Source organism: Pseudomonas putida (assembly GCF_002906855.1).
In the GTDB taxonomy this organism is placed as follows: domain Bacteria; phylum Pseudomonadota; class Gammaproteobacteria; order Pseudomonadales; family Pseudomonadaceae; genus Aquipseudomonas; species Aquipseudomonas putida_N.
In genome coordinates, this window is sequence record NZ_MINI01000048.1 from 83,652 (window position 1) to 104,837 (window position 21,186).

The following is a 21,186-nucleotide window of genomic DNA, read 5'->3' on the forward strand; positions in this document are numbered from 1 at the left end:
TCCTTAAACGAAAGAGATAGGTTTGCTGAATGCAACGAGCCAGTTATGCAATGGCTTGCCATCGAAAGCAGAAATGTCACGGTTGTCGGTGTCGGTGATGCAGCCACGGCTGGCGGTGGTGTTTGCCAGCGCATAGTTCAGCGAAGAGCCGACCGCCGGCGTGGCACTGAGGTTGAATTGAATCTGGTTGCCGGTGGCCAGCAGCATCACCGAGTTGATCAACACCGCCGTATCGGTCAGGGCAAACCCGTAGTTGCCTGGGTTAGCGGCCGCCGCGTTGATCTGTAGCGCGCCCACCGGCCCTGCAGTCAGCTCATCGCCGGCCGGGGTATTGCTGAATGTCACGGTCAACGTCGACCCGCTACATACCACCGACAGAGGCCGTAGGCAGTCCAGCTTTTGGCCGCGTAGACGGAAGCGTTCGGCGCGGTACTCGTATTCGCCAATCTTCACGTACGCTTCGGCGTACGGGTGCCAGGTGTCGTGGTAGCGGTACTGGTACTTCGGGGCTACCAGAACGAACTGCGGATCGGTTTCGTGCATCTGCAGTTGGGCCAGCGACACGAAGTTCATCGAGGCGGCCCCACGGTTCATCTGCGACAGGTAGCACCAAGGCAATGGGATCCCAGCATCCATAGCGGTAACCGCTGCCTGATAGTCGCTGACCCATTCGCGCATCGATGCTGCATAGGCCGCCTGCGTGGTACCAACCGGCTCAGATTCACCGTGGGTGATGCTCAGTGGCGCCACACGGTAGATCATGCCGCGCGCCTGCGCGATCTGCCGGGCCGCTGTCATCATATTGACCAGGGTGGTGAAAGTGGCGGTGCCCTTTTTCAAGCTCGAATAGGGCTGGCCGCCCACGCCGGCGATGGAGCACAAGTAGCGTATGCCGGTGCCGCGCTCGTTCAGGTAGCGGTTCATGCCATTGGCAAAGCCCGACATGGGCGTTTCACCCAGCAGGCCACCTTCGAAGCGTTCTTGCAGCGGTTCGAAATCGGTGTAGGCACTGACTGGGACCGCCCCGCCGACACCGTAATAGCCGCGAGCGCCATACCCCTTGAACGCCAAGCAACGATTCTTAAACGGCGATGGCGCCTTGCTGAATACTTCGCCGAAAACACCTTCTTCAAACAGCGGCAGGCCATTGGCGCCGATCATGAAGCCACGACTGCCCAGTGACAGCGATTGGCCGGTGCCTTGACGGTGCCACAGCACCGGAGCTTCAGCAATCAGCTCGCCCGACTTCAACTTGGCATGCGGGGTCAGGGCGCCACCAGCACCCGTCGTACGGTCGCTCAAGAAGCGCACGGTACTGCCTGTCGCCGCGGGCGCTGCGTCGTTAAACCCATCGCCACCAGGAAACAGGTCGCGCCACACTAGCCCGTCGTGCACCTGCACGCGAGTCTTGCCGTCACTGACAACCTCACGGGTCATCCACGAAACATCATCCCAGGCGCGGAACTCTTGCTGTGCCTCCCGCACTTGCGCCTTGCTTGCCACTGCCGTGTCTGAACCGGTAACGGCCTGGCCCATTTGTAGGATGACCCGCTGTCCTGCAGTTATTAATAACGGCACATCCAGCTGCGGGCCGCGAGGGCGTTTCATGGCTCGGGCAATGTGCGCCGGATTAGCCAATAGCTTGTCGCCGATGGTCAGGCCCATTTCGCCTGCGGCACGCGGGCTGTTCGGCGATGACGGCACCTTACGCTGCATGTCACCGACGGACAGACTCAAGTGGCTGTTGCCGTACTCGTCCACCCGTAGAGGCATACGCGCCCCAAGTTGCAAGCCCCACAGGTTGCGCAACGGCCCCTTTGGCACCTGGGTAATACCGGTCGCGGTCAAGCGCGCATCCACGGATTTAACCTCGCCAGAGCCAGCAATGCTGACGCCCTCGAAGACCGCGATGGAACCTGAGCGCCTGTATAGGTCTTGTCCTGTGAGGGGCGCGGTCTGCCGCACCCAGAACTGAGCACCGTTAGCGACAGTGGGTGATGCCAGCCCCTCAGCTACGGTGGTGTAAACCCGGCCATTGGCAACTGCCTTACTCAAATCAGCCGCCGCATCGGGCAACGTATCCAGGTAGAGCCGCGCCTGCTTGGCTATGCAGGGCACAGGCCCCGATTCCGTCAACACGTCCGTATCGACACCGCCGTTGACATAGACATGCTGCAGCTCCGACGCACTCTTGGATTTTGCTGCCGCTTCGGACAGCTGGCCTCCGTACTGTTCAAGCGATTGGATATCAGTCATTCAGTTTCTCCGGGCACAAAAAAACCCGCCTCAGCGGGTTGTACTTCAGTTGGTATGGTCATTCGATGCGTCGCCACATGTGCACCGCCAAATAGGGCGGCATGTTGTTGTGCGCCTGCCCACCGCCCGCGCTGCCCGAGAGCGGCACCGGCGTTGTGGTGGCCGTTGAATTGGTCATGTCATCACCCGATGCATACGACCCGGTAGAGATAACGCCCTGGCTGGCATGCCCCTGCGGAGTCGTGTGGTTGTGCTCCGGCACTTCATCGAGGGTCAAGAGATGCGAGTACTCACCGCCCGTTTCCATTGCTGCGTAATTCACCACCTGACCACGGGCGTCAGTACCTGAACCGACGCCCAGCAGGATGCGCCCGGGTGCCAGGGCTTCCCAAGTGCCGACGCCGAAGATCAGCGCAGGGTTCGCACCGTTGGTGGCGTTCATGTAGATAGATCCCACCGGGTAAATCACATCCAACATGCTGACGGCGTTGAAAGACACCCCCCCGCCCACGTCCAGCCCGCCGCGCAGTGATAACCCTTGGGCAGCGCTGAATCGCGCCACTTCAATGTTATCGATCATAAGCACGAGGTCAGAGCCGGCGATTTCATCACCACCATCGGTGAAAAGCCCAGTGTCGCCATCACTCGAAAAGGCATACCCCACTCGTCCAGCGTCCTGGCCTGAGGGGAGCCCCTTAGCCGAACGTATGCCCTTTGTCGTGACCAGCGGCCCGGTCAGGACGCCGCCCGTTAGCGGCAGATAACGATCAAACAGCCCCCTTAACACTTGCCACAATTGATCATCTTTGTCTTTGCTCAGCTCTACCCCGGCCCCCTCGATGACGTTGGCGATTTCCTCCTGAACCATATTCAACCACTCAGCCTTGAGCGGTGTAGGCGCGACACCGTCGCGCACGGCGCCATAGCGGAAGCGCCCCAGCGTCGCCACCAGGTCTGTCCAACTGGAAATTCTCTGCATGCCTAGACCTCAAACCCACCCATCGCAGCGGGCAAAACGTAATGAACGGCGTTGAATATCTGGTCCACCTGCGTGGCCAGGGTTTCTACTTGGTCACGCCCGAAACTCAGCACCACATCGGTGTAGGCCGGGGCCTGATGCTGCAGACGGCAGTCCAACTCGGCAGCCTCATCGGTGCCGTAGCCGTCCACAGGTGCCGCCGCCCGCCAGGCCCACAGCCAATCAGGCCCGTAGAGAAAGTCACCCACGCAGATTGGCCCCACGCGCGCCGGTCGGAACTCTTCAATGAAGATCGGCAAGCCGGACTGCTCGCCCAGCTTGCGGTAATAGCCCAACTGCGGGGCACCCGTGGCAGTCAACTTATCCAGCACAGCTTGGCCGCGCTGCTCAAAACTCTGCGACCCTGGCACCACGCAGGCGTCGGGTAACCCCAGGTAGTTTTCCCAGTCGGGCAGCAAGGCCACGACGGTGGCCGGGTTCATTTCTCGCTGCAGACCATCCAGCGCTTCGTCCACCCGAGCCAGCTCCGGAGCAAGGCTGGCCAGCATCTGCGCCCAATCCGGCTGCAACTCCGGATCGAAGGCCGGCCCTGCCGGCAGCAACTGCCGTAACTGCTCGCGGTAATCGTCAACGGTCATAGCCATGTGATGCCCCCAAGCTCGGCCACCTGATTCTTGGCGACCACCACGTCCACCGTTGGCGACTCCAGGTGGTGGTCAATTTCGCCAGGGGCATTACTGATGGCTGCACGAATGTGGCTAATAGGTATCACCGAATCAGCCCCACCCTGGTCCGCGATCAGGTCGACCAGCGCTTTCTGTACGGCTTGGCGCACCACCGTGGTATCCGGCACCACCTTGAGCTGCACATCCAGCGCCAGGCGCTGCGGGGCGAAGACGTAGATTTCACTGGTAACCGGCCGTTTGCGATCCAGATAGGCTTGCACCAATGCCACCTGCGCATCGCTCGGAATGATATCGGCGTCGCCGTCACGCACAAATGCCAATCCAAAGGTGCCCGGCCCCATCCATCGCGACAGCCCCCAGGCACGGGTCACCCCCGGCACTTCAAGCGCCCACTCTTCGAAGTCCTCGGCATTACCGACCTTACTGGGGTTTTTAAATGCAGCACGGACCCTAGCACGCAGCGAATCAATGCTTTCTTGCTCGGTGCCACCGCTGATCCCATCGGCGCCGATGCTCAGCGTCGCATTGACACCCAGCACTGGCACCACTGCCGTCAGGGTGCCGCCCTCAATGTTGCCAGCAGTACCGACCAACTCGGCGACCAGCTGCACCTGGGCCACGCCCGACACCAGCGTTGCTGCCTCGCGTACGAGATAGCGGCGCCCGTCATCAGCCTGATACACGGTATCGGCGTCGATCAGCGCGCCACTGGCCCCTGTGGCGCCCGCTAGACCGCTGGCGGCTACGGCGCTCTTGCGGCCACCCTCCAGCCGCCAGTCAGCCCACAGCAATAGCATGTCTTCATCGCATGTTGCCGGGTGCGCCTGGTGTGCCACCCAGCTCTGGTAGCCGAACAACTGGAACGCTGCACCACTGAGCGCTCGGGCAGCCACCTTGGCATCGGATCGGCGCAAGGCATCGGGCGCGTTGCGCTCAAAGTCGGCCTCTGTCCGGGTGATCAGCGCCGGCAACGTTGGAATTTCATACGGCATTGATCAGGCTCCAAATGTCCTCAAAGGCCAGCTGCAAGGTTTCGCCGTTCGACTCGGTAAGGAGCACCTGCAGGTTGACCCGATTAATGTCTTGCCGCTCGACTGCGACCGTAACCGCCGTAACGATTTCATCGTCAGTCATCCAGCGCAGCGCCTCTTCTGCATACCCCTGCGCATCCCGCAGGGTGTCCGGGGTGATGGTTCGCCGCTGCAGCAGCCAGAGCCACGAGCCGATCTGATCGCCCGGCGTCGTGGGAACGCTGTCGCCCCACCACCCCTTACGGTCGCCATCGTCCAGCACGTCGTCGGCACCGGCGCGGCGCCAAGTGAACAGACTGATGGTCACTGCCCGGCGCAGCAGTGCTTCACGACTCATGCCCCACCCCCTACCGGCTTGTTGGTGCTGCCTTCGCCGTTCAGCACGCCATCGTGCACATGCTCGATCTGGCTGATGCCGGCGGCCACCTGGTCGCCAGCCGATTCAATCCGGCCGGTGGTGCGGATGACCGGGGTGTTGAAGTCGACCGACTCGCTCGCCTCGACCTTGAACGTCGCGGTTTTGACCTCGATCACGCGACCGCGCTTAAACTGCAGGTAGTCGCCTTCATCGGTGTACAGGGCCACTTCGCCAGGCTTGAGCGCCTGCAGGCGAAAGCGCCGGTCGGCCACCATGATCACCACGCCGTGGCTTCGATCACCGAAAAAGCCCACCAGGGCTTCGGCGCCGTCCTTGGGGCAGGATGTGTAGCCATAGGGCTCCAAGTGCTCGATGTCGTCTTTGACTTCCCCGGCCGTGATGCGCAGCTGCAGGCTCTGTAGCTTGCGCGCCGAGTTGGCCAGCACGACCACGCCGCGAGCCAACACGCTCGCTAGGGGGGTTCTCATGGCTTGTAGTCCGCAGGAATGAGGTATTCGAAGTTGTCGGTCTTCTTGCCCTTCTTGAGCTTGCGGCTCTCGTAGGCGTCGTTCGGCTCGGGTAGGAAGCCATCCGGCGGGGCAACGGTCATCCGGGTAAAGGTGCCCGGCTCGCCCAGCTCGTAGGTGATTTCACTGATCAGCATGTCGCGGTCCAGCCCGATCAGCGGATCAATGACCCGCACGATCATGTTGTGCCGCCACAATTCACCACTGCTCTGCCGCCAACCCTGGACCGTGTAGTTGATTGCCATGGCCTTGCTTAGGGCATTGGCCCGCTCCCACTGCACGCGGTCACGCGCCATCTTGGTGGTCATTTGCCCGGACTGGTGAATGACCTTGACCCGGCGACGGGTCACGCGATCATCTGCTAGACGCGCCTCCACCTCGGATGCCGCGATACCGAATGAAATGTCGGTACCGCTGCGCTGACCCCGGGTGATGTATTCGGAAAATACGTTGGAGAAATCCAGGGCAGCATCACTAGTGAGGATGTTCTTACCCAGCTCCAGCGCATCGACCGCACGTCCGGCCGTGCCCGGGGTGGCGATCACCAGACGGCCACGGCCGTCGTCAGTACTGAACAGTCGGGAAAGCGTCAGCAACCGGTCGATACTCTCGAATGCGGTTTCGCCGGGCTCGATGGTGTGATCATCCAACCCAAGCGTTACCGTGGCCTCGTTGACTACTTTGATGCCGTATTCGCCGGCCAAGGCTTCAACGATCTTCTGTACGCTCTGGCCTCGCCACTGGCCCGGCGAGTTGATCGCCGCGCAGTCCACCAGGTCGGCAGTTTTCGAACGCCCCGAAATGCTCAGGGTAATGGACGTGCCGTCATAGCGGATCGGCGTGCTGAACACGTAGCCGGTCAGCAGCAGGTCTTCTCCAATGCGCACTTCGACTTCCTCACCCTGACGAATACGCACCGGCACATCACCACCATTCGGCCACTTCCAGGTGATCGAAACGGTGAAATCACGCGCTTGCCGCTCCAGGCCAGCGCTGATGTTCACGTCTTTCCAACCGGCGTAGTCGTGCCCGCCAGCGCTCAGGGTGACGGTGTTATTTGGCTCCATGGCTTAACTCTTGGCGACTTGAAGTTCTACGGCAGGCACGAAGCCCGGGTGACGAATCGCATTGCGGGAGACGATTTCAGCGCCGCGCAGGGCGTCGCCGTATAGCTGATGGGCTAACACCAGCGACGACACCGTGCTGCGTGACCGATACGGGCGCAACCACACCCCGCTACGCGCCACATCGGTCAAGTGCCGATCCAAGGCCAACCTGGCGTCACTGAGCACGCCGAAGTACTCCGGCGTGCTTTCCCCAGCCACAACCCACATCGCCTCACTGATGGCGTCCCTCGCCGCCAGAATGTCGTCCGCCACCGGAACCCCGTTATCCATCACACTGCCGGCCTCGATTGTGGCCCCCTGCTGCTCCAACTGAACACTCAGCGCGGCCGGCTGCGCGACACTCTGCACGCTGGCCACCGGCACTTCGGCCATATCCAACAGCAGGTCAACGATGGCCGCGTCCTGCACCAGACCAATGACCGCTGCCTGGATCAGGGCAATGTCAGGATCATCCGTCACCGGTCGCTCGGACGACAACGCCACGATGGCCTGCGCCTTGCTCTTTGACGAATGCAGCGAACCGCTGGAACCGTAGCCACTGAACCAGCGTTCTACGCTGGCCAGGTCGCTCAGCAGGCTGGCTGCCAGCGCACCAGGCGCATTGATCACCGACTGCACGAAGGCGCCCAGGTCGGCCGCCAACGTAGTGATCGGCTTGAGGAAGTTGATGGCAAAGGCATAGGCACTGGAAATGGCCCGGCGCACCTTGTTGACCTGCTGCCGCGCCCAGTTGACCTTGGCCATTACCGCGTCAAACCGCGCCTTGATGCGCTCCAGCAGTGACGGCACATGGGCCACCAGCTGGCGACGGGTGTTCACTCGCTGCACGGGGAAGGTCAACATGCCGTCGATAAACGACAGGTTGAACCGCACCATGCCCAGCTCATTGCGGGAATGCGAGATTTCGCACTTACCCGCTGTCACGCTCAGCCGGCCGAACCAAGGGTGAATCAATTCCCCCGGCCCCGGGGTATCCAAGGCTTTCAACAGGTTATCCCGCTGGGCTATGAAGTCGCTGCCGACAATGAAGCCTTCAAACTTGTATTCCCGAGTTTGACGGCCCATGTCTTCGACCATGGGCTGATCGCGCTTCGGGTACTCATGCAGCTGGGTGCGCCGGCCAACCGGCACGCTGTCGCTGTCGACCCAAAAGGGCACGCCGCGAAACGACGCCTCGCGGCGCAAGTCACGCCATTCACTCATTACGACTCTCCAATGCTCCGGCGGCCGACGTTCTGCGTCGTTACCGTAACGCCCGGCTGACTACTTTTGGCCCCCTCCAGTCTCGTCCCCGGCGGTGCGCCCTCAAACAGCACACGCAACTCCCCATCCAGCTGGGTCTTGCCGGCCGCCGGGGACTGCCGCAGCAGTGAACCCGGCTCGGGCATCAAGCCCGGTGCCTGCAGCAGGGCGCCCGGATTGATGCCGAACGTCTGCTCGTTGTAGGCCTGACGATTGCGCGCGACCACACCCGCACCGGCCATCACCATCTCACCGGTACCGCCACCCGCCCCGGCGTTACGCTCACGCTGTGCGGCCGCCGCCTGCTGCACACGGGAAGTCAGGCTCTCGCCTTCATCGCCGCCAAACAGCTTGAGAATCGGCTGCAGATAGGGGCTGACCCGATCCCACAGGCCTTTGAAGAATTTCACGATCGGCTCCCAGTTACGGGTGATCAGCCCGAGCGGTGACCAGTCCAGCAGCTTTTTCATAAAGTCCATGAACGGCACGCTGTAAGCCTTGATCAGTTCCCAAAGCGCCGAGAAGAACGGCCCAATCTTTTCCCAGTTGGCCACGATCAGGCCGGCCGCTGCCGCGATACCTACCGCGATCAGGCCTATCGGGGTCGCCGCAAAGGCCACACCCAGCAACCGCGTGGCCACCGTGGCCGCAAACACCGCCGTCCGTAGCGCCGTGAAGGCAGCGCCCGCTATGACGATGCCGCGCACCAGCTGCGGGTTGTTGCGCACCAGCTGCGCCGCCTGGGAGATCCACGGGCGCAGTTGCTCGACCACCGCGTTGATGCCAGGCAACAAGGCGTTGCCGACTTCTCGCGCCACACCTATCACGCTATTGCGCAGCAGCTGCAGGTTATTCGCCGTGGTCGCAGCCCGTGACGCGTATTCCTGCTCCATTGAGCCGGCGAACTGCTGAGCATCACTGACCTTATCCAGGTTGCCGCGCAGCAGCTCTAGGTTGGTCAGCAGTGGGGTGATAGCCCCGATGGACTCGGTACCGAACAGCTGAGAGAGAACCGCAGGACGCTTCGCCGCATCCACCTGACCAATGCGCTTGAGCAGATCCAGCATGGTGCCCTGTGCATCTTTCTGCATGTTCTCGGCCACGGCCTTGGAGTCAAGCCGCAACGACTTGTAGGCGTCCGCCTGCGCCTTGGTGGCCGCCGTGCCCTTGGTCATGGCCAGCATGAAGTTCTTGATGCCCGTGGCGGCCACGTCCTGCTTGACGCCCACCCCGGCCATGGTCGCGCCAATGGCCGCGACCTGCGCCGACGACATGCCCGCCACTTCACCCAGCGCACCCACCTCAGTGACGATGGCGGAAATCTGCTTGGTGTTGGCCGGGCCGGTGTTGCCGAGGAAGTTGATACGGTCGGCCAGGCCGACCACCTCGGCCTGGTTCATGCGAAACGCGGTACGCCACTTGGCCATCATGTCGCCGGATTCATCGGCGGTCTGGTCAAAGGCAATGCCCATCTTTACCGCGGCCTCGGCAAAGCCCAGCAGCTCGTCCCGGGCGATGCCCGATTGCCCCCCGGCCGCGACGATCTTCGCAATATCCGTCGCAGCCATGGGCAATCGCTCTGACATCCGGCCAATGTCATCGCCCATTTCCTTGAACTGACCAGGTGTATCGAAGTTCACCACCTTGCGCACGTCGGCCATCTGCGACTCAAAGTCGATGGCCGCTCGGGCGCCGGCAATGAATGGGGCCGCCATGGCCCCGCCAGTGACGATATCGCTCCAGCCAATCTTGCCGAGGCCGGTTTTTTCCAGGTTCTTGCGGAACCCGGCAATGTTCTTGCGCACGCCCGCCAAGGTTGGCGACAGCTTGTCGACGCCGGTGATCAACGCCTTCAACTGGAACTTGTCAGCCATCCTCCCCCCTCAGCGTTTCCGCTATCCGCTGGCTGTGCATGACGGCCTCCATAAGCACGTCCAAAGGCCGCCGCATCATCTGCTCGGGATCGGTCTTCCAGATCCACGACAGGTCGTAGGCAACGGCAATCAGGCCGTCAACGTCGCTGACGCCGGCATCAAGAAAAAACGTGCCACAACCCACGCGGCCTGGTTCAGGTCCGCGATATCCAACTGATCCACCGACGAAGGCGGGATGTGAGCGCACAAGGCGATGTACTTGGCCGCCACGTCCATATCCAGCGAGACAGCATCCTCAGCATCGATCTTGTAGGGCAACGCCTTGAGCTTGCGCACCTCGGCAACGGTCGGCCGACGCAGCTCCAGCACGCGCACCTCTTCGCCGTGCGCTTGGATCGGCGCGGCCAGTTCAATTTTTTCTTTCATTGCCATACTCCCTTGCTACCTTCCCAGCGAATGTCGATGGTGCCGTCTTCGCCCTTGGCCGAGGGCTCTTCCACCACGTACGCGCCGGACAGCACGTAGACGCGGCCATTGGCAAACTCGGTGGTCACAGTCGCATCCGTGGCTCCCATCAACTGCGCGATTGGCAGGTCAGGGTCATCGACCACCGTGGCGGCGGTGAAGGGCACCAGGTCTTCTTCCTTGAAGTACCCCGGCGCAACCGACTCGCGCTTTTTGTCACTAAGCGGGGCCTCTACCCCACCGGTGATGGTGAACTGCACGCCGTCAGCCTTGACGTAGCAGGTTCCCGCAACTTTCTTGCCCATGGGCAGCTCCTACAAAAAAGCCCGCACAGTGGCGGGCTTCGGTGGATGGTTTTATTTACACCTGATACTGCAGGCGGAACTGGTACTGCAGGGCGAACACCCGCAGCTGGTTCACCAGATCCGGCGGATACAGCACGTTGACGCGGGTGGGATCGGTCAGCGAGCGCTCCACCACCAGGTTCTGAGCGAAAGCCTCGGCGTTCTCCACGATGCCCATTTGCTCAAGGATGTAGTACCCGGCAATCAGCTCGGCACGGATCACCGCCGGGGTGACGATGGCCTGGCCAGCGCCAAAGCGCGTACCGTCGTTGGCCAGCTTATGGCGGCCGTACTTGCTGGTAATGCGCCCCTTGAGGAAGCGGATGATGTAGGCCGACTGGTGCAGCGTTTCGCTATCCAGATAGGAGTTGTCCGTCTGCCCGTAGTCGTTCTTCTGGTAGGTGGTTACCGCGCGCTCGATGCGCTGAGTGCCGCTGGAGCAGTACGCCGTGGCAATGCCGTGGCTCAGCAGCGATTGGCGCTCCAGCAGCATGAAGCGCTCGCCGGCCGGCGCCGGGGTGATGCTGTTCAGCTCGCCGGTCTGCGTCGGTCGCGCCGGGTCCGCCGAGATAAACACCGCCTGCCGCGCCGTGTAGGCCGCCGCCTGCCGCCACACCGGGTCCGGGCTGGGCTTCTCAAAGCCGTACACGGTGACGTGCGCGTCGTTGCGGGTGTCGCCCAAGGCCACCAGTTCGCCCAGCGTGCCGCGCGAAGCCGTGTAGACATGGCCATACAGCTGCCGCGACCAGCTCCAGCGCCCAGTGCTGTCATTCATCAGGGCCTTCCAGGCATCCAGTGAGGTAGCATCAGCCCACGCCCCACACAGGAACTCGAACGGCTCATCACCCAGCACAGCGATAGCGGCTGCCAGATCAGGTGTACCCACACCGCTAGCCATGGCCGTTACGGTAACGGTCAGACCATCCGGGGTGAACTCACCATTGACCCGGCCTTGACGGTTCAGCTGCAGCTGAATGTCGTTACCGCTCAGGCCAGACCAGCGACAGGACAGAGTGACTTCACCCGCCGCCGCCACGGCCGACACCGACAGCCCCGCCGCATTGACCGCCGCTGCAAGCGCTGTCGCGGCGGCCGCCGCCGTAGCGCCACTGCTGATAGTGGCCCGCACGCGCTGGCCAGCCACGTACAGGTTGATCTGGCCGCCAGCCGTGGCGGTACCAACAAAGGCCACCTTGCCGGTCGCTTTGGTGCCTGTGGCCTTGACCGGCAGGCACCACACCTCCCCGGCGGAGTCAATGCCGCGCCAGGTCTCGTACATCTCGGCCAGCATCGAGCCGACGCCGCCAACGCTTTTGGCCAGGCTCAGGCTGGGGACCAGCGTCAGCTTGCCGATTTCCGGGGCCACGGAGTCATCGTTGACCTGACCGACGATCAGGCGCGGCATGGCACTGGTCGCGGTGTTGGCCTGGCTGTTGTCTACTTCGGCGTAGAACAGCGGCACCTTGAGGTCACTGGGGATGCTGTTGAAACTCACGGACATTATTCAGCGCTCCCAGTGGTAGCTGCCTTCGCCTTGGCAGGTTTTTCTTTCGTCACGTCGCCGTCGTTCAGGCGCCGCTGCCAGTAGATATCGAGCGTCACAGCGCGCCCTTCGGCCGGCACCGTATCGCCCATGGCCGGATCGGGCGCAACGCGGCCCGCTACCGGATACACGGTTATTTGAGTCATTGGGTTCACTCTTGAGAGGGATCGATGGAAAAGCGCACATCAACCCGGCCATCAGGGCCAGGCTCAGAATGGCTTGAGTCTTTCGGGTCGATGGGGTCCATATCGACATCAGCCGCGCGGAATGCAGGCAGGCCATCCAGTTCTAGTTCCTGCCAGGTCTCAGCAGGGTCATCGCGCCGGCTTCGACCCAGCTGGAACTCAGAAACAAAGCTGAACCGGTAGACCACCCTCGCTCGACTGATGTGCACCAGCGAGCCGCCGTCATAGGTAATGGGGTCGTATTCGCTGCCGGGCTCCCAGCCAACCAGAGCGCGCCAGATCTCGGCGCGAACTTCGTGCAGCGCATCATTGGCTTCCTGCCCTCGCTCATCGCTCGAATCAAGCACGACGACGACATCAAAGCCATCCGCGATTACCTGCCGGATGACGTTCTGCTGCTGGTTCGGCTCCGCATCATCTCCCGATGCGATCACGTAGGCTGACGGGTGCTGCAGCTTTGAACTGCTGGCTACAGCGTCCCAGTCGATCCCAGCCGCAATTCGCCCGCCGAAGGCAGGGCAGTACGTGCGCATGTGCGCGACGATCACTGACAGTTTCATTTTGGGTACCGGATGGGGTTATTTCAGTGCAGCGGCAAAACCTGCTGCGAGAATGGCCTGAACCTGCGACTTGGAGTCTTCCAGGGCGTCGACCATGTAGTTTCCGCGCGGGGTAATACGCCAACCGAGGGACCGCCGAGCCGCCAGCGCGAGTGCACGCTCGCCCTTACGCCTCCGATTCGCCTTACCTCTGCCCTCGCCCGGTGCCAGCTTCCCGAGCCGCCGACCCTGCTTAACCCCGTAATGCAGATAAGCCGGGTAGAACTCCTTCATCGCACCGGTTTTACGTGGCGCGACACGCACCAGAAAACCAGCCCGGGACACCTTGAAGCCAATTGACTCAAGCGTTGCGCCTGTTCGATTGACTGGGTACCCATCCTGCTCCTTTCCAAGCGCCAAGTTCATCTGCGCCCGCTGGGCCACCAGGCGCCCGACTTTACGCATCGTCGCCCGAACCTTCGACATGTTGAAGGCATCTCGCCCGAAACTGTCGAAGCCGTCGAAGTGCACGTACGTTTCGATTGATGCGCTGTTAGACATAGATACCTCCGCCCGAGGCGATCGCTCCAAGCAGCTCCACCTCAAGCATCGTGAAACGGCCAGAACCGTTGAGGTCAGCCACGCGCTTAGCGCGGTAGACCTTGCGACCATGCACTACCTCATGATCCTCGGTCATACCGTCGAGTATGCGAAAGGTGATGCGGTGGGTGACTTTAATGTCCGTCTGTATCCCACCGACAAACACGGCGGTACCTACCGGCTCGATCTTCGCCCAGCGCCAAACTTCACCCGAAAACGCGGAATCGACCCCAGCCTCACCAGCAGGGCGATCAGTGCGCAGCCTGATCAAAACCCGGCGATTAAGTTCGCCCGAAGCGGGCTCCCTGATCGCCATGGCTAGAACCTCGGCGGGACTGTGATATCCGCCAGCAGGTGATCAAGGAAAGAGCCAGGCAACTCAGAGAGCGCCTGCCCCACCACCAACACTCCACGGTGCGTAAAGGCGGTGTCCGCAGCCATAAGCAACCAACTGCGCACACCTGGGTGCGCCTCCAGATCCACACCTGCGCGGTAGCGAATCCGCAAGCGCCCTGCAGGGCGACCGGCCGGGAACTCTAGATAGCTTTCCTTACCACCTTGACGAAGCTCCACGGCTCCGGCGTAGGGCTCCCCTACGCCCGATTCACCCAGGACCAAGACGGATTCGATTGCGACCACCTGGCCAACATCCAGCGCATGGCCCGACGGATACGACGCCGGCCAGTCCTCTTCGTACTGTGCTTCACGAATACCAGCCCCCGTCCTTGACTCCCCTTGACTCGTCACGCCGGGGATGATGATGTCGTTGATGAGTTCAGGCTGCAGATCCTCGGGCTCAGCCCGGCATTGAAACGCGACCTGCTCCAGCGTCAGCACGGGCGCCCCCGTGTAGGCGATGCGACGTGCCACGATCAGGGCTTGTCGTCATCGTCGCCGCCACCAGAATTGGCGTCGTCGTCGGGACTAGGCTCACCCCCGGCACCACCACCGGCACTTGGATCTGTAGCGGCCGGGCCGGGCTGCCCTTCGCCGCCACCCGCCTTACCGACCGGAGTCTTCGGCTTGGAGCCAGCCTTGGCCTTCTTCGCATCGACCAGCTCAGCTCGCTCGCCATCGATCAGCGACTGCGCCACATCTTCTTCGAACCCGGCAACCTCGCCCTTGCTGTAACCACGCCAAGACCCGGTGAACTTCACAATTACTCGTGCCATCAGCACATCCTCAAAAATCGGCCCCAGCCCATGCTGGGGCCAGGGTTTACATGCCTGCGCCCCACTTGACGGCAATGGCCACCACGATGCTTTCAACGTGGCGTGGGCCGAAGTCGTGCTTGGCTATCACGCGGATCAGCGTCTGGTTGCGCTGGAACGAGCTGACCATGTTGCCCTCGGCGTCCTTGTAGGAAGCCTCGTTGCTGAATGCCAGGGTCAGGTTCATGTCCTCACCGATCATGCAGTCGGCGAAGTTCACGAAGTAGATTTCGGTCTCATCACCGTCAGCGCCCAGGTTGACCGGGATCTGGTTGCTCAGACCGACCGGGTAGCCTTTCAGCATGCCCTGATCGATCTCGGGGTAGGCCTTGTTGCCATTGCCATCGCGCAGGGATTGCAGCCAGCGCAGGACACGCGGAGCCATCAGCCAGCCGCACGACTTCATCATCACGTTTGCCGTTTCAAGGCGCAGCATCATGCCGCCCAGGAACAGGTCGATCTTTTCCAGAGTGATGCCGGTCATGATCGGAGCTGTCAGGACGTTGAAGGCTGGAGCCCAGTGGCGCAGGCCTTTAGGGAGCACGCCCGAACCATCGGCACGAATGAAGTGCAGATCTTCGGAAAGCCCCATGCTCACGGTCAGATCGTTCGCAACGATGCTGTCGACGCGCGGGTTGACACCACTCATTGCCAGAAGGTCGTTGGAGATCGGCACGATCGCGGCCGCAGTCTTCGCGGTCAGTTTGGTATCCGCGAAGGTCATCCCGGTGATCGGGATATCGGTATCGCTACCGATGTAGCTCACCACCGTGTTGCCGGTGATTCGCGGCATGGTCAAGTTGCCATTGTTCAGCGGCAGGCTGGTGACGCCCATCTTGCGGACGATCGACACCGGACGCAGCGACTCGATGATGTCAGCCGCGAAGTTCTGCGGCACCAGCACCCCGCCAGCACCTGGCGTCACAACGTTCAGCGCCATCGCCACATCAGGCGAGTAACCGCCCTGCTGCGCCATCTGGGCGGCCAACTGTTGGTTGCCCTGCGCAGCGCCCAACAAGCGGGCCATCTGGGCCATCTGGGTACCAGGCTTCGGCTTTTCAGTGAACGGACCAGAGATCGTGCCGCCAGGCGGGCTGTTATTGCCTTGCGCCGACTCCGTGACAGGCACCGCACCGCTGGCCGCCAGCCGCTCTGCAGCTTCGGCCCGGCTGATTTTCGCGGTCAGATCGGTGATCTGCGCTTCGAGGCTGGTGAACTGCTCCAACTGCTCAGCGCTCAAGCTGCCACCATCGGCCTCGATCTTGGCCAAGGCCTGCACCTGGGTGATCAGCCCGGCGCGCTCGTTACGCATTTGAAGAACTTGGGACATGCTGCCTCCTGGGCATAAAAAAACCCGCACTTGGCGGGTCAACTGCAACCGCTCGCGCGGTCAGATCATTGCTTGCATCGCCAAGGCCGAGGCTCGCACGCTCACGCGCGCCGACTGGCGATTGGCTCGGTTTTGCGCAACTGCGCGGGACAGCTCATCTACTGCGTGCTGCGGGCTCTGCAGACGATCCGCCAACCCAACATCGATCGCCCCTTGCCCGCGGTACAACCCGGCCTCGGTAGCAATGACCTTGGCCACGGGCAGACCACGGAAATCTGCGACTGCATTCACGAACATCTGGTAGCTCTCCTGCACCAGGTCATTGAGGAACGCGAGCGACTGCTCGGTGATCGGTTCATGCGGAGAGAGGTCATTCTTGTGCGCACCAGCGAACACCGTGGTGACCTTCACACCGGCATTTTCCTGTGCCTTGGAACGATCCAGGTGACTGGCGATGACTCCGATAGAGCCGACACCGCTGGTTCGGCTCACCACCAGCTCGCTGCACGCAGAGCCCAGCAGGTAGCCACCGCTGTAGGCCATGAAGTTGACCAGACCGGTAATTGGCTTCTGCACGGTCATGGCACGGATGTCTTCTGCCAGCTCAAACGCGCCCACCGCCGCGCCGCCCGGGCTGTCGATGTCCAGAACGATGCGCTCGACCATGGGGTCGGCCACAGCACGCTGCAGCTGGGTACGCAGCGATTCGTAGCTGGTCATCGTCTCGCACATGTTGACGTGACTGCCGCGACTGACCAGCAGCCCGCTGACCTGGACCACCTCGATACCGCTTTGCGCGATGGCACTACGGCGCTGCTCGTCAGCCAAGGCAACCCGATCAATCGGATCGTCGTCGTGCCACATCTGGGCCGAGCCAAGGCCGAGGTTCACGATGTTCAGGTTCATTGCCTGGTTCGCCCAGCGCACGCCCTGGTCGAGCATTTCTGGAGTGACCAGCAGCGGCTGGTTAAATAGCAGGCTGGTGGCCCGCATGTATTGGCGCGTCATTGGGCAAGCATCCTCGTGATCTCGGCCTGCTGCATTTCAAGCTGCGCACGCACGGTCGGGTTGGTTAGGTCGGGCTTCTTTCCGGCGTCGACCATGTTCAAAGGTTGAAGGTAGATGTCCCCCCCCTTCACAGGCGGCATGTTCTCCAGACGCCGGATATCATTCACGCTCAGCCAGCCCCACTGGCGACCAATGGCGTACGACTCGTAGCGGCTCTTCTGGTCGCCGCGCAGCAGGCCGGACAGGTTGAACTCAATGAAGTAGTCCCGCCGATCCTTCGGCAGCAGGAAGTCCCGCATCATCGCCTGCTCATGGCGCTTGACCCACGGCAACAACGCGAACATCACAAACTGAATCATCAGCTGCTCAAGCGTGTTGTAGTTGGACTTATCCAGATCGTTGACCATGGGCAAAGGGATCTTGTAGATCCGGGCGACATCAACTCCCGTCACCTTCATGATCCCCACGATCTCTGCATCCACGTTGGTCATGGACACCGGCTTGAACGTCATGCCCTCTTGCAAGAGCGCGACCTTTTTAGCGTTGTCCATGCCGCCAAACTTCTCGCCCCACTGCCCGACGATTCGGTCGATGATGCCTTGGTCCTTGATCGCCGGCGCCTCACGGGGCCGCTCGATCACGCCGGACACCGCCACACCGTTGGCGAAGCTCTTGCCGGTGTACTTCCTGACCGCCTGGGCCAGGCCAACTGATTCAGCGTGCAGCTCAAGCGGGGACATTCCCACGTAGGGGTTGGTCCCGAACCAGCGCACATGGTGAATCATCCGCATCGGCAGCGGCTCGCCACCCGCAACTTGGTAGCACGGCAGCAGATCGGAGCCCTTGAGCACCTGCACCTGGTCATTTTTGAGCGACCACAACGCCGTAACGTTGCCGTCTTCCCGGCGATCAATGAAGCTGTAGGCGTTGCCACGCAGGCCAGCAGCGCCTTGGTGACGCTCCAGATACTCAAACGGTGTCTGGAAAGGGTTTGGCTGATAGCGCAGTACGTCGTACAGCGGGTGGTGAATGGCCGGCTCTCGCTGACCCTCACCCTTGCGGTGGTACATCTCAAGCGGCAGTTGCGCCACCGTCTCGGCGAGCAGCGTGACGCAGTTCTGCAGGATGGGCAGCCCCAGCGCCGATTCTGGCGTTACGGCCACACCCGCAGAGTTACCGCCGCCTCCGAGCAGCCCCCGCCAAAAGCCGCTGTCGGGATTGGTCAGAGTGCCAGCACCAGAGGCACGCAGGCTGGAAAAGAACATGATCAGCCACCTCCCCGCTCAACTACTCCCGCCGCCTGGTCGGCCAGCTTGGCCCAAACCAGCAGCCCCACACCGGCAACAATGAATGCTGCTGGCTGGTAGATCTGCCACATACCCGCTACCAACAGCGCGAACCCGAGCAGACCAGCCACCCAGGACAGAATGTCCAACCTCATATTCCTACCCCTTCGTCATAGACAGACTTGCCCGAGACAGCTGCAATGTCGCCGCTGATGCCGACAGCCATAACGGCAGCGACAATGCCGTCGATGCGGCCAATGGACTTGGTCTTGTCGACCTTGCGGTTGTTCGCTGGATCGGAGACGGTCACCGCGTTACCTGCGCACCAGGTCAACACCGGGTTGTCGTCATGCAGGAAAGTTTCGACCAACTGATCGGCCTCAAAAACCTCGGCGACGACCTCAAAGTCAGCTTCGTCGAGATCGATCACTGCCTGCTGTTCGGGCCGCTGGCCCAACAAACGGCGCTCGAACTCATCGACCGCAGGCCCCATGGACTGGAAACCCTGACCGAATTTCTCCAGCGGCGGCAGCTCAATGCTGTGCTCGTTCATCAACTGCAGGAGGTCTTCCACGCGCCAACGGTCATAGGCGATCCGCCTAACATCGAAGTACGCGCAAATGGTTTGCAGGCGCCGTAGGACATGCAGCTTGCTGATCGCCCTGCCCGGCGTTGTCTCCAGGTGCTTTTCCTTGATCCATTGCAGGTAAGGCACCCGATCCCGCTTCTCGCGGCCCGCAATATCGTCATCCGGTATCCAGAAGTACGACAGGCAACGCCAGTGGGGATCGTGCTCAACGGGGCTGAACACCAGCACAAAGGCCGTAAGGTCAGTTGTACTGGACAGGTCCAGGCCACCAACACACGGCCGATCGCGGAGCAGACGCATTGGTGCGCGGTCCGCCGCCTGCCGCCAGATATCCCACGACAACCAGGGCGAGTCCGCCTGGGTCCACTCGCAGAAATTGAGGCGCCGGACTACGGCCTCTTTGGCCGGCAAGCCCTTGGCTTCCAGCACCTGCTCACGCAGGTACTTGCGCCCTGGGATGCCGTCGGTCTGGCCCTCAAGAATGAAGTCCAGCGACGGGTTTACCTTGGCCCAGCAGGCCTCGCTCTCGAACGGATCGTCGCCCTCATCCAGCGAGCAGATGAAGGCAAAGAAACCATCGTTGTGCTCCTTGCCCTCGCAGATCCGCACGCCCAGGTCATGGTATTGGCCGCAGACCGACGTCTTGTCAGACCCGCTGTTGGTGATCATCACGATCAACGCCCGACGCCGGAACTTGGTACCGGCACGCATCATGTTCACGGCGCTGGGGGTTTTGTGCTCATGCAGTTCATCGATCAGCGCTACATGAGGCCGGGGGCCGGACTGGCCTTCGTCCGAACTGATGGGACGAAAGAAACTGTTAGTTCGCGGGTAGAACAGGTTCCAGACCTTCTCGTCCCGCCCCGACTGCACCAGTCGCTGCATCAGGTGGGGCGACATGTTGACCATGCTCACCGCGTCGCGGAAGAGGATCTGCGCCTGGTCCTTTTTGGTCGCCGCAGCATACACCTCGGCACGCTGCTCGCCATCTGCAACCAATCCGTACAAGCCGATACCGCCGACAAGGGGCGACTTGCCAGAGCCCTTGCCCGTCTCGATGTAGGCCTGACGGAACCTGCGATAGCCATCGTCGGTATACCAGCCAAACAGACTGCCGACGACAAATGCCTGCCAGGGCGCCAAGCGGAACGGAAGCCCCTCAAAGTCGCCGCCGTTCAAGCACAGCACGTCTTCGAAAAAGCCGATCGCGCGCAGGGCCGCTTCGGCGTTCCAGATCAGCCCACGCTCATGGCCTGCGTCCAGGTCAGACAGATGACGGCGGGCAGCATTGCGAACATCCGGCCCCGCAACGATCGCTCCGGCGAGTACCTGGTCAGCGAAAGCCTTTACCCGGCAGTCAGCTGAAATAACTTGCGGCAGCGTCTCGTTCGGCATTTGGGAAGAGGTCTCCTTGTGCCGCCGGCGCGGCTTTCATGTTCCGGCGCGCCAAAGGGGACATCCCGAATTGAGCCGCAGCAGCGTTGGCACGCTTCTCGGCATCGTTGGCCAGCTGCCGCAGCACGCTGGTTTGCTGCGCACCTGTCTTGAAGGTCTGGACTTCACCGCCCAAGCCATCGAGCGAGTTGGAATTTCGCTCAACGATCATTCGCTGGAAGCGCTGCCAGTCCGCGAAGGCTTGGCAGTAGGTGGCAAGCGCCATGGTGTCGAGCGTGGATATCCAGCCCAGTGCAGTCAGGGCCTCGACCGCACGGTGCCATTCGGTAACGGCTTCGGGCGTGAGGAAGTCTGGTACCGGCGGCGCCGCCACTGGTACTGCTGGGTTCTGAACATCGCCCATCAGCTCAGCCATTGAGCGTTTGCTACGATTACCGTTGAGAACATGCACCGAGGCTGGCACACTTGGCCGCCCCGAGTTACCGTTTCCCGCCATGGGAAACCTCCCTGTCTGATACCCCCCCTCCCTCATTTTTCCCGGTTTTGCACAGAGAGAGGGGCGAGCGGTCAATAAGCGGATCCGCCGAGAGTTTTTCACCCCCCCTACCTCG

At 61.8% G+C, this 21,186-nt stretch carries 24 protein-coding genes; all 24 read right to left on the reverse strand.

Translation table 11 applies throughout. The annotated features are described in order from the left end of the window. Nucleotides 1–3: 3 nt before the first annotated feature. Nucleotides 4–2,256 (reverse strand): hypothetical protein, encoded by a 2,253-nt coding sequence (locus BGP85_RS22925; RefSeq protein ID WP_060495058.1) that lies wholly within the window; start codon nucleotides 2,254–2,256, stop codon nucleotides 4–6. 58 nt (nucleotides 2,257–2,314) lie between these two features. Then, nucleotides 2,315–3,235, reverse strand: a complete 921-nt coding sequence (locus BGP85_RS29370) for a phage baseplate protein (protein WP_060495057.1) — start codon at nucleotides 3,233–3,235, stop codon at nucleotides 2,315–2,317. A 2-nt stretch (nucleotides 3,236–3,237) separates the two neighbouring features. Further along, the gene (locus tag BGP85_RS22935) at nucleotides 3,238–3,879 is read right to left on the reverse strand and encodes a putative phage tail protein (RefSeq protein WP_060495056.1); all 642 of its coding nucleotides are present in this window, start codon (nucleotides 3,877–3,879) and stop codon (nucleotides 3,238–3,240) included. After that, on the reverse strand, nucleotides 3,870–4,913 hold the full coding sequence (locus BGP85_RS22940; RefSeq protein WP_060495055.1) for a baseplate J/gp47 family protein: 1,044 nt from the start codon (nucleotides 4,911–4,913) through the stop codon (nucleotides 3,870–3,872). Before BGP85_RS22940 ends, BGP85_RS22935 begins: the two co-directional genes overlap by 10 nt. Further along, the gene (locus tag BGP85_RS22945) at nucleotides 4,903–5,289 is read right to left on the reverse strand and encodes a phage GP46 family protein (RefSeq protein ID WP_060495054.1); all 387 of its coding nucleotides are present in this window, start codon (nucleotides 5,287–5,289) and stop codon (nucleotides 4,903–4,905) included. The genes BGP85_RS22940 and BGP85_RS22945 overlap by 11 nt, the downstream gene beginning before the upstream one ends. Continuing rightward, nucleotides 5,286–5,798 (reverse strand): phage baseplate assembly protein V, encoded by a 513-nt coding sequence (locus BGP85_RS22950; protein ID WP_060495053.1) that lies wholly within the window; start codon nucleotides 5,796–5,798, stop codon nucleotides 5,286–5,288. The genes BGP85_RS22945 and BGP85_RS22950 overlap by 4 nt, the downstream gene beginning before the upstream one ends. Beyond that, entirely contained in the window at nucleotides 5,795–6,904 is a 1,110-nt protein-coding gene (locus BGP85_RS22955) for a phage baseplate assembly protein (protein WP_060495052.1), read from the reverse strand. The genes BGP85_RS22950 and BGP85_RS22955 overlap by 4 nt, the downstream gene beginning before the upstream one ends. A gap of 3 nt (nucleotides 6,905–6,907) precedes the next feature. Continuing rightward, nucleotides 6,908–8,167, reverse strand: a complete 1,260-nt coding sequence (locus tag BGP85_RS22960; RefSeq protein WP_070094809.1) for a DNA circularization protein — start codon at nucleotides 8,165–8,167, stop codon at nucleotides 6,908–6,910. After that, on the reverse strand, nucleotides 8,167–10,080 hold the full coding sequence (locus BGP85_RS22965) for a phage tail tape measure protein (protein ID WP_060495051.1): 1,914 nt from the start codon (nucleotides 10,078–10,080) through the stop codon (nucleotides 8,167–8,169). Before BGP85_RS22965 ends, BGP85_RS22960 begins: the two co-directional genes overlap by 1 nt. A gap of 129 nt (nucleotides 10,081–10,209) precedes the next feature. Continuing rightward, complete coding sequence (locus tag BGP85_RS22975) at nucleotides 10,210–10,506, reverse strand: phage tail assembly protein (protein WP_060495050.1); 297 nt, start codon at nucleotides 10,504–10,506, stop codon at nucleotides 10,210–10,212. Continuing rightward, nucleotides 10,503–10,850: a phage tail tube protein gene (locus BGP85_RS22980; protein WP_060495049.1), complete on the reverse strand. Its 348-nt coding sequence runs from the start codon at nucleotides 10,848–10,850 to the stop codon at nucleotides 10,503–10,505. The genes BGP85_RS22975 and BGP85_RS22980 overlap by 4 nt, the downstream gene beginning before the upstream one ends. 55 nt (nucleotides 10,851–10,905) lie before the next feature. Continuing rightward, nucleotides 10,906–12,390, reverse strand: a complete 1,485-nt coding sequence (locus tag BGP85_RS22985; protein ID WP_060495048.1) for a phage tail sheath subtilisin-like domain-containing protein — start codon at nucleotides 12,388–12,390, stop codon at nucleotides 10,906–10,908. Then, nucleotides 12,390–12,578, reverse strand: coding sequence for a DUF2635 domain-containing protein (locus tag BGP85_RS22990; RefSeq protein WP_060495047.1), 189 nt, complete (start codon nucleotides 12,576–12,578; stop codon nucleotides 12,390–12,392). Before BGP85_RS22990 ends, BGP85_RS22985 begins: the two co-directional genes overlap by 1 nt. Nucleotides 12,579–12,583: 5 nt before the next feature. Next, nucleotides 12,584–13,177, reverse strand: a complete 594-nt coding sequence (locus BGP85_RS22995; RefSeq protein ID WP_060495046.1) for a phage tail terminator protein — start codon at nucleotides 13,175–13,177, stop codon at nucleotides 12,584–12,586. A gap of 18 nt (nucleotides 13,178–13,195) precedes the next feature. Next, nucleotides 13,196–13,717, reverse strand: coding sequence for a hypothetical protein (locus BGP85_RS23000; RefSeq protein WP_060495045.1), 522 nt, complete (start codon nucleotides 13,715–13,717; stop codon nucleotides 13,196–13,198). Beyond that, nucleotides 13,710–14,072, reverse strand: a complete 363-nt coding sequence (locus BGP85_RS23005) for a head-tail adaptor protein (RefSeq protein ID WP_060495044.1) — start codon at nucleotides 14,070–14,072, stop codon at nucleotides 13,710–13,712. The genes BGP85_RS23000 and BGP85_RS23005 overlap by 8 nt, the downstream gene beginning before the upstream one ends. 2 nt (nucleotides 14,073–14,074) lie before the next feature. Next, a complete protein-coding gene (locus BGP85_RS23010) occupies nucleotides 14,075–14,593 on the reverse strand; it encodes a hypothetical protein (RefSeq protein WP_175442666.1) in 519 nt (172 codons plus the stop codon). A gap of 35 nt (nucleotides 14,594–14,628) precedes the next feature. After that, nucleotides 14,629–14,928, reverse strand: a complete 300-nt coding sequence (locus tag BGP85_RS23015) for a hypothetical protein (protein WP_060495042.1) — start codon at nucleotides 14,926–14,928, stop codon at nucleotides 14,629–14,631. A gap of 46 nt (nucleotides 14,929–14,974) precedes the next feature. After that, a complete protein-coding gene (locus BGP85_RS23020) occupies nucleotides 14,975–16,297 on the reverse strand; it encodes a phage major capsid protein (protein ID WP_060495041.1) in 1,323 nt (440 codons plus the stop codon). Between the two features lie 60 nt (nucleotides 16,298–16,357). Continuing rightward, nucleotides 16,358–17,305 (reverse strand): S49 family peptidase, encoded by a 948-nt coding sequence (locus BGP85_RS23025; protein WP_060495040.1) that lies wholly within the window; start codon nucleotides 17,303–17,305, stop codon nucleotides 16,358–16,360. After that, nucleotides 17,302–18,570, reverse strand: coding sequence for a phage portal protein (locus BGP85_RS23030; RefSeq protein WP_060495039.1), 1,269 nt, complete (start codon nucleotides 18,568–18,570; stop codon nucleotides 17,302–17,304). Before BGP85_RS23030 ends, BGP85_RS23025 begins: the two co-directional genes overlap by 4 nt. 2 nt (nucleotides 18,571–18,572) lie before the next feature. Next, on the reverse strand, nucleotides 18,573–18,746 hold the full coding sequence (locus BGP85_RS28995; RefSeq protein WP_175442667.1) for a hypothetical protein: 174 nt from the start codon (nucleotides 18,744–18,746) through the stop codon (nucleotides 18,573–18,575). Then, entirely contained in the window at nucleotides 18,743–20,575 is a 1,833-nt protein-coding gene (locus BGP85_RS23035; protein WP_060495038.1) for a terminase large subunit, read from the reverse strand. The genes BGP85_RS28995 and BGP85_RS23035 overlap by 4 nt, the downstream gene beginning before the upstream one ends. Then, nucleotides 20,538–20,990 carry a P27 family phage terminase small subunit gene (locus tag BGP85_RS23040; protein ID WP_181004435.1) on the reverse strand — a complete coding sequence of 151 codons (453 nt, stop codon included), beginning with the start codon at nucleotides 20,988–20,990 and terminating at the stop codon, nucleotides 20,538–20,540. The genes BGP85_RS23035 and BGP85_RS23040 overlap by 38 nt, the downstream gene beginning before the upstream one ends. Nucleotides 20,991–21,186: the final 196 nt, after the last annotated feature.

Coding starts and splice junctions, on each gene's coding strand:
- BGP85_RS22925 (WP_060495058.1), bottom strand. CDS start 2,256: ATGACTGATATCCAATCGCTTGAACAGTACGGAGGCCAGCTGTCCGAA.
- BGP85_RS29370 (WP_060495057.1), bottom strand. CDS start 3,235: ATGCAGAGAATTTCCAGTTGGACAGACCTGGTGGCGACGCTGGGGCGC.
- BGP85_RS22935 (WP_060495056.1), bottom strand. CDS start 3,879: ATGGCTATGACCGTTGACGATTACCGCGAGCAGTTACGGCAGTTGCTG.
- BGP85_RS22940 (WP_060495055.1), bottom strand. CDS start 4,913: ATGCCGTATGAAATTCCAACGTTGCCGGCGCTGATCACCCGGACAGAG.
- BGP85_RS22945 (WP_060495054.1), bottom strand. CDS start 5,289: ATGAGTCGTGAAGCACTGCTGCGCCGGGCAGTGACCATCAGTCTGTTC.
- BGP85_RS22950 (WP_060495053.1), bottom strand. CDS start 5,798: ATGAGAACCCCCCTAGCGAGCGTGTTGGCTCGCGGCGTGGTCGTGCTG.
- BGP85_RS22955 (WP_060495052.1), bottom strand. CDS start 6,904: ATGGAGCCAAATAACACCGTCACCCTGAGCGCTGGCGGGCACGACTAC.
- BGP85_RS22960 (WP_070094809.1), bottom strand. CDS start 8,167: ATGAGTGAATGGCGTGACTTGCGCCGCGAGGCGTCGTTTCGCGGCGTG.
- BGP85_RS22965 (WP_060495051.1), bottom strand. CDS start 10,080: ATGGCTGACAAGTTCCAGTTGAAGGCGTTGATCACCGGCGTCGACAAG.
- BGP85_RS22975 (WP_060495050.1), bottom strand. CDS start 10,506: ATGAAAGAAAAAATTGAACTGGCCGCGCCGATCCAAGCGCACGGCGAA.
- BGP85_RS22980 (WP_060495049.1), bottom strand. CDS start 10,850: ATGGGCAAGAAAGTTGCGGGAACCTGCTACGTCAAGGCTGACGGCGTG.
- BGP85_RS22985 (WP_060495048.1), bottom strand. CDS start 12,390: ATGTCCGTGAGTTTCAACAGCATCCCCAGTGACCTCAAGGTGCCGCTG.
- BGP85_RS22990 (WP_060495047.1), bottom strand. CDS start 12,578: ATGACTCAAATAACCGTGTATCCGGTAGCGGGCCGCGTTGCGCCCGAT.
- BGP85_RS22995 (WP_060495046.1), bottom strand. CDS start 13,177: ATGAAACTGTCAGTGATCGTCGCGCACATGCGCACGTACTGCCCTGCC.
- BGP85_RS23000 (WP_060495045.1), bottom strand. CDS start 13,717: ATGTCTAACAGCGCATCAATCGAAACGTACGTGCACTTCGACGGCTTC.
- BGP85_RS23005 (WP_060495044.1), bottom strand. CDS start 14,072: ATGGCGATCAGGGAGCCCGCTTCGGGCGAACTTAATCGCCGGGTTTTG.
- BGP85_RS23015 (WP_060495042.1), bottom strand. CDS start 14,928: ATGGCACGAGTAATTGTGAAGTTCACCGGGTCTTGGCGTGGTTACAGC.
- BGP85_RS23020 (WP_060495041.1), bottom strand. CDS start 16,297: ATGTCCCAAGTTCTTCAAATGCGTAACGAGCGCGCCGGGCTGATCACC.
- BGP85_RS23025 (WP_060495040.1), bottom strand. CDS start 17,305: ATGACGCGCCAATACATGCGGGCCACCAGCCTGCTATTTAACCAGCCG.
- BGP85_RS23030 (WP_060495039.1), bottom strand. CDS start 18,570: ATGTTCTTTTCCAGCCTGCGTGCCTCTGGTGCTGGCACTCTGACCAAT.
- BGP85_RS28995 (WP_175442667.1), bottom strand. CDS start 18,746: ATGAGGTTGGACATTCTGTCCTGGGTGGCTGGTCTGCTCGGGTTCGCG.
- BGP85_RS23035 (WP_060495038.1), bottom strand. CDS start 20,575: ATGCCGAACGAGACGCTGCCGCAAGTTATTTCAGCTGACTGCCGGGTA.
- BGP85_RS23040 (WP_181004435.1), bottom strand. CDS start 20,990: ATGGCTGAGCTGATGGGCGATGTTCAGAACCCAGCAGTACCAGTGGCG.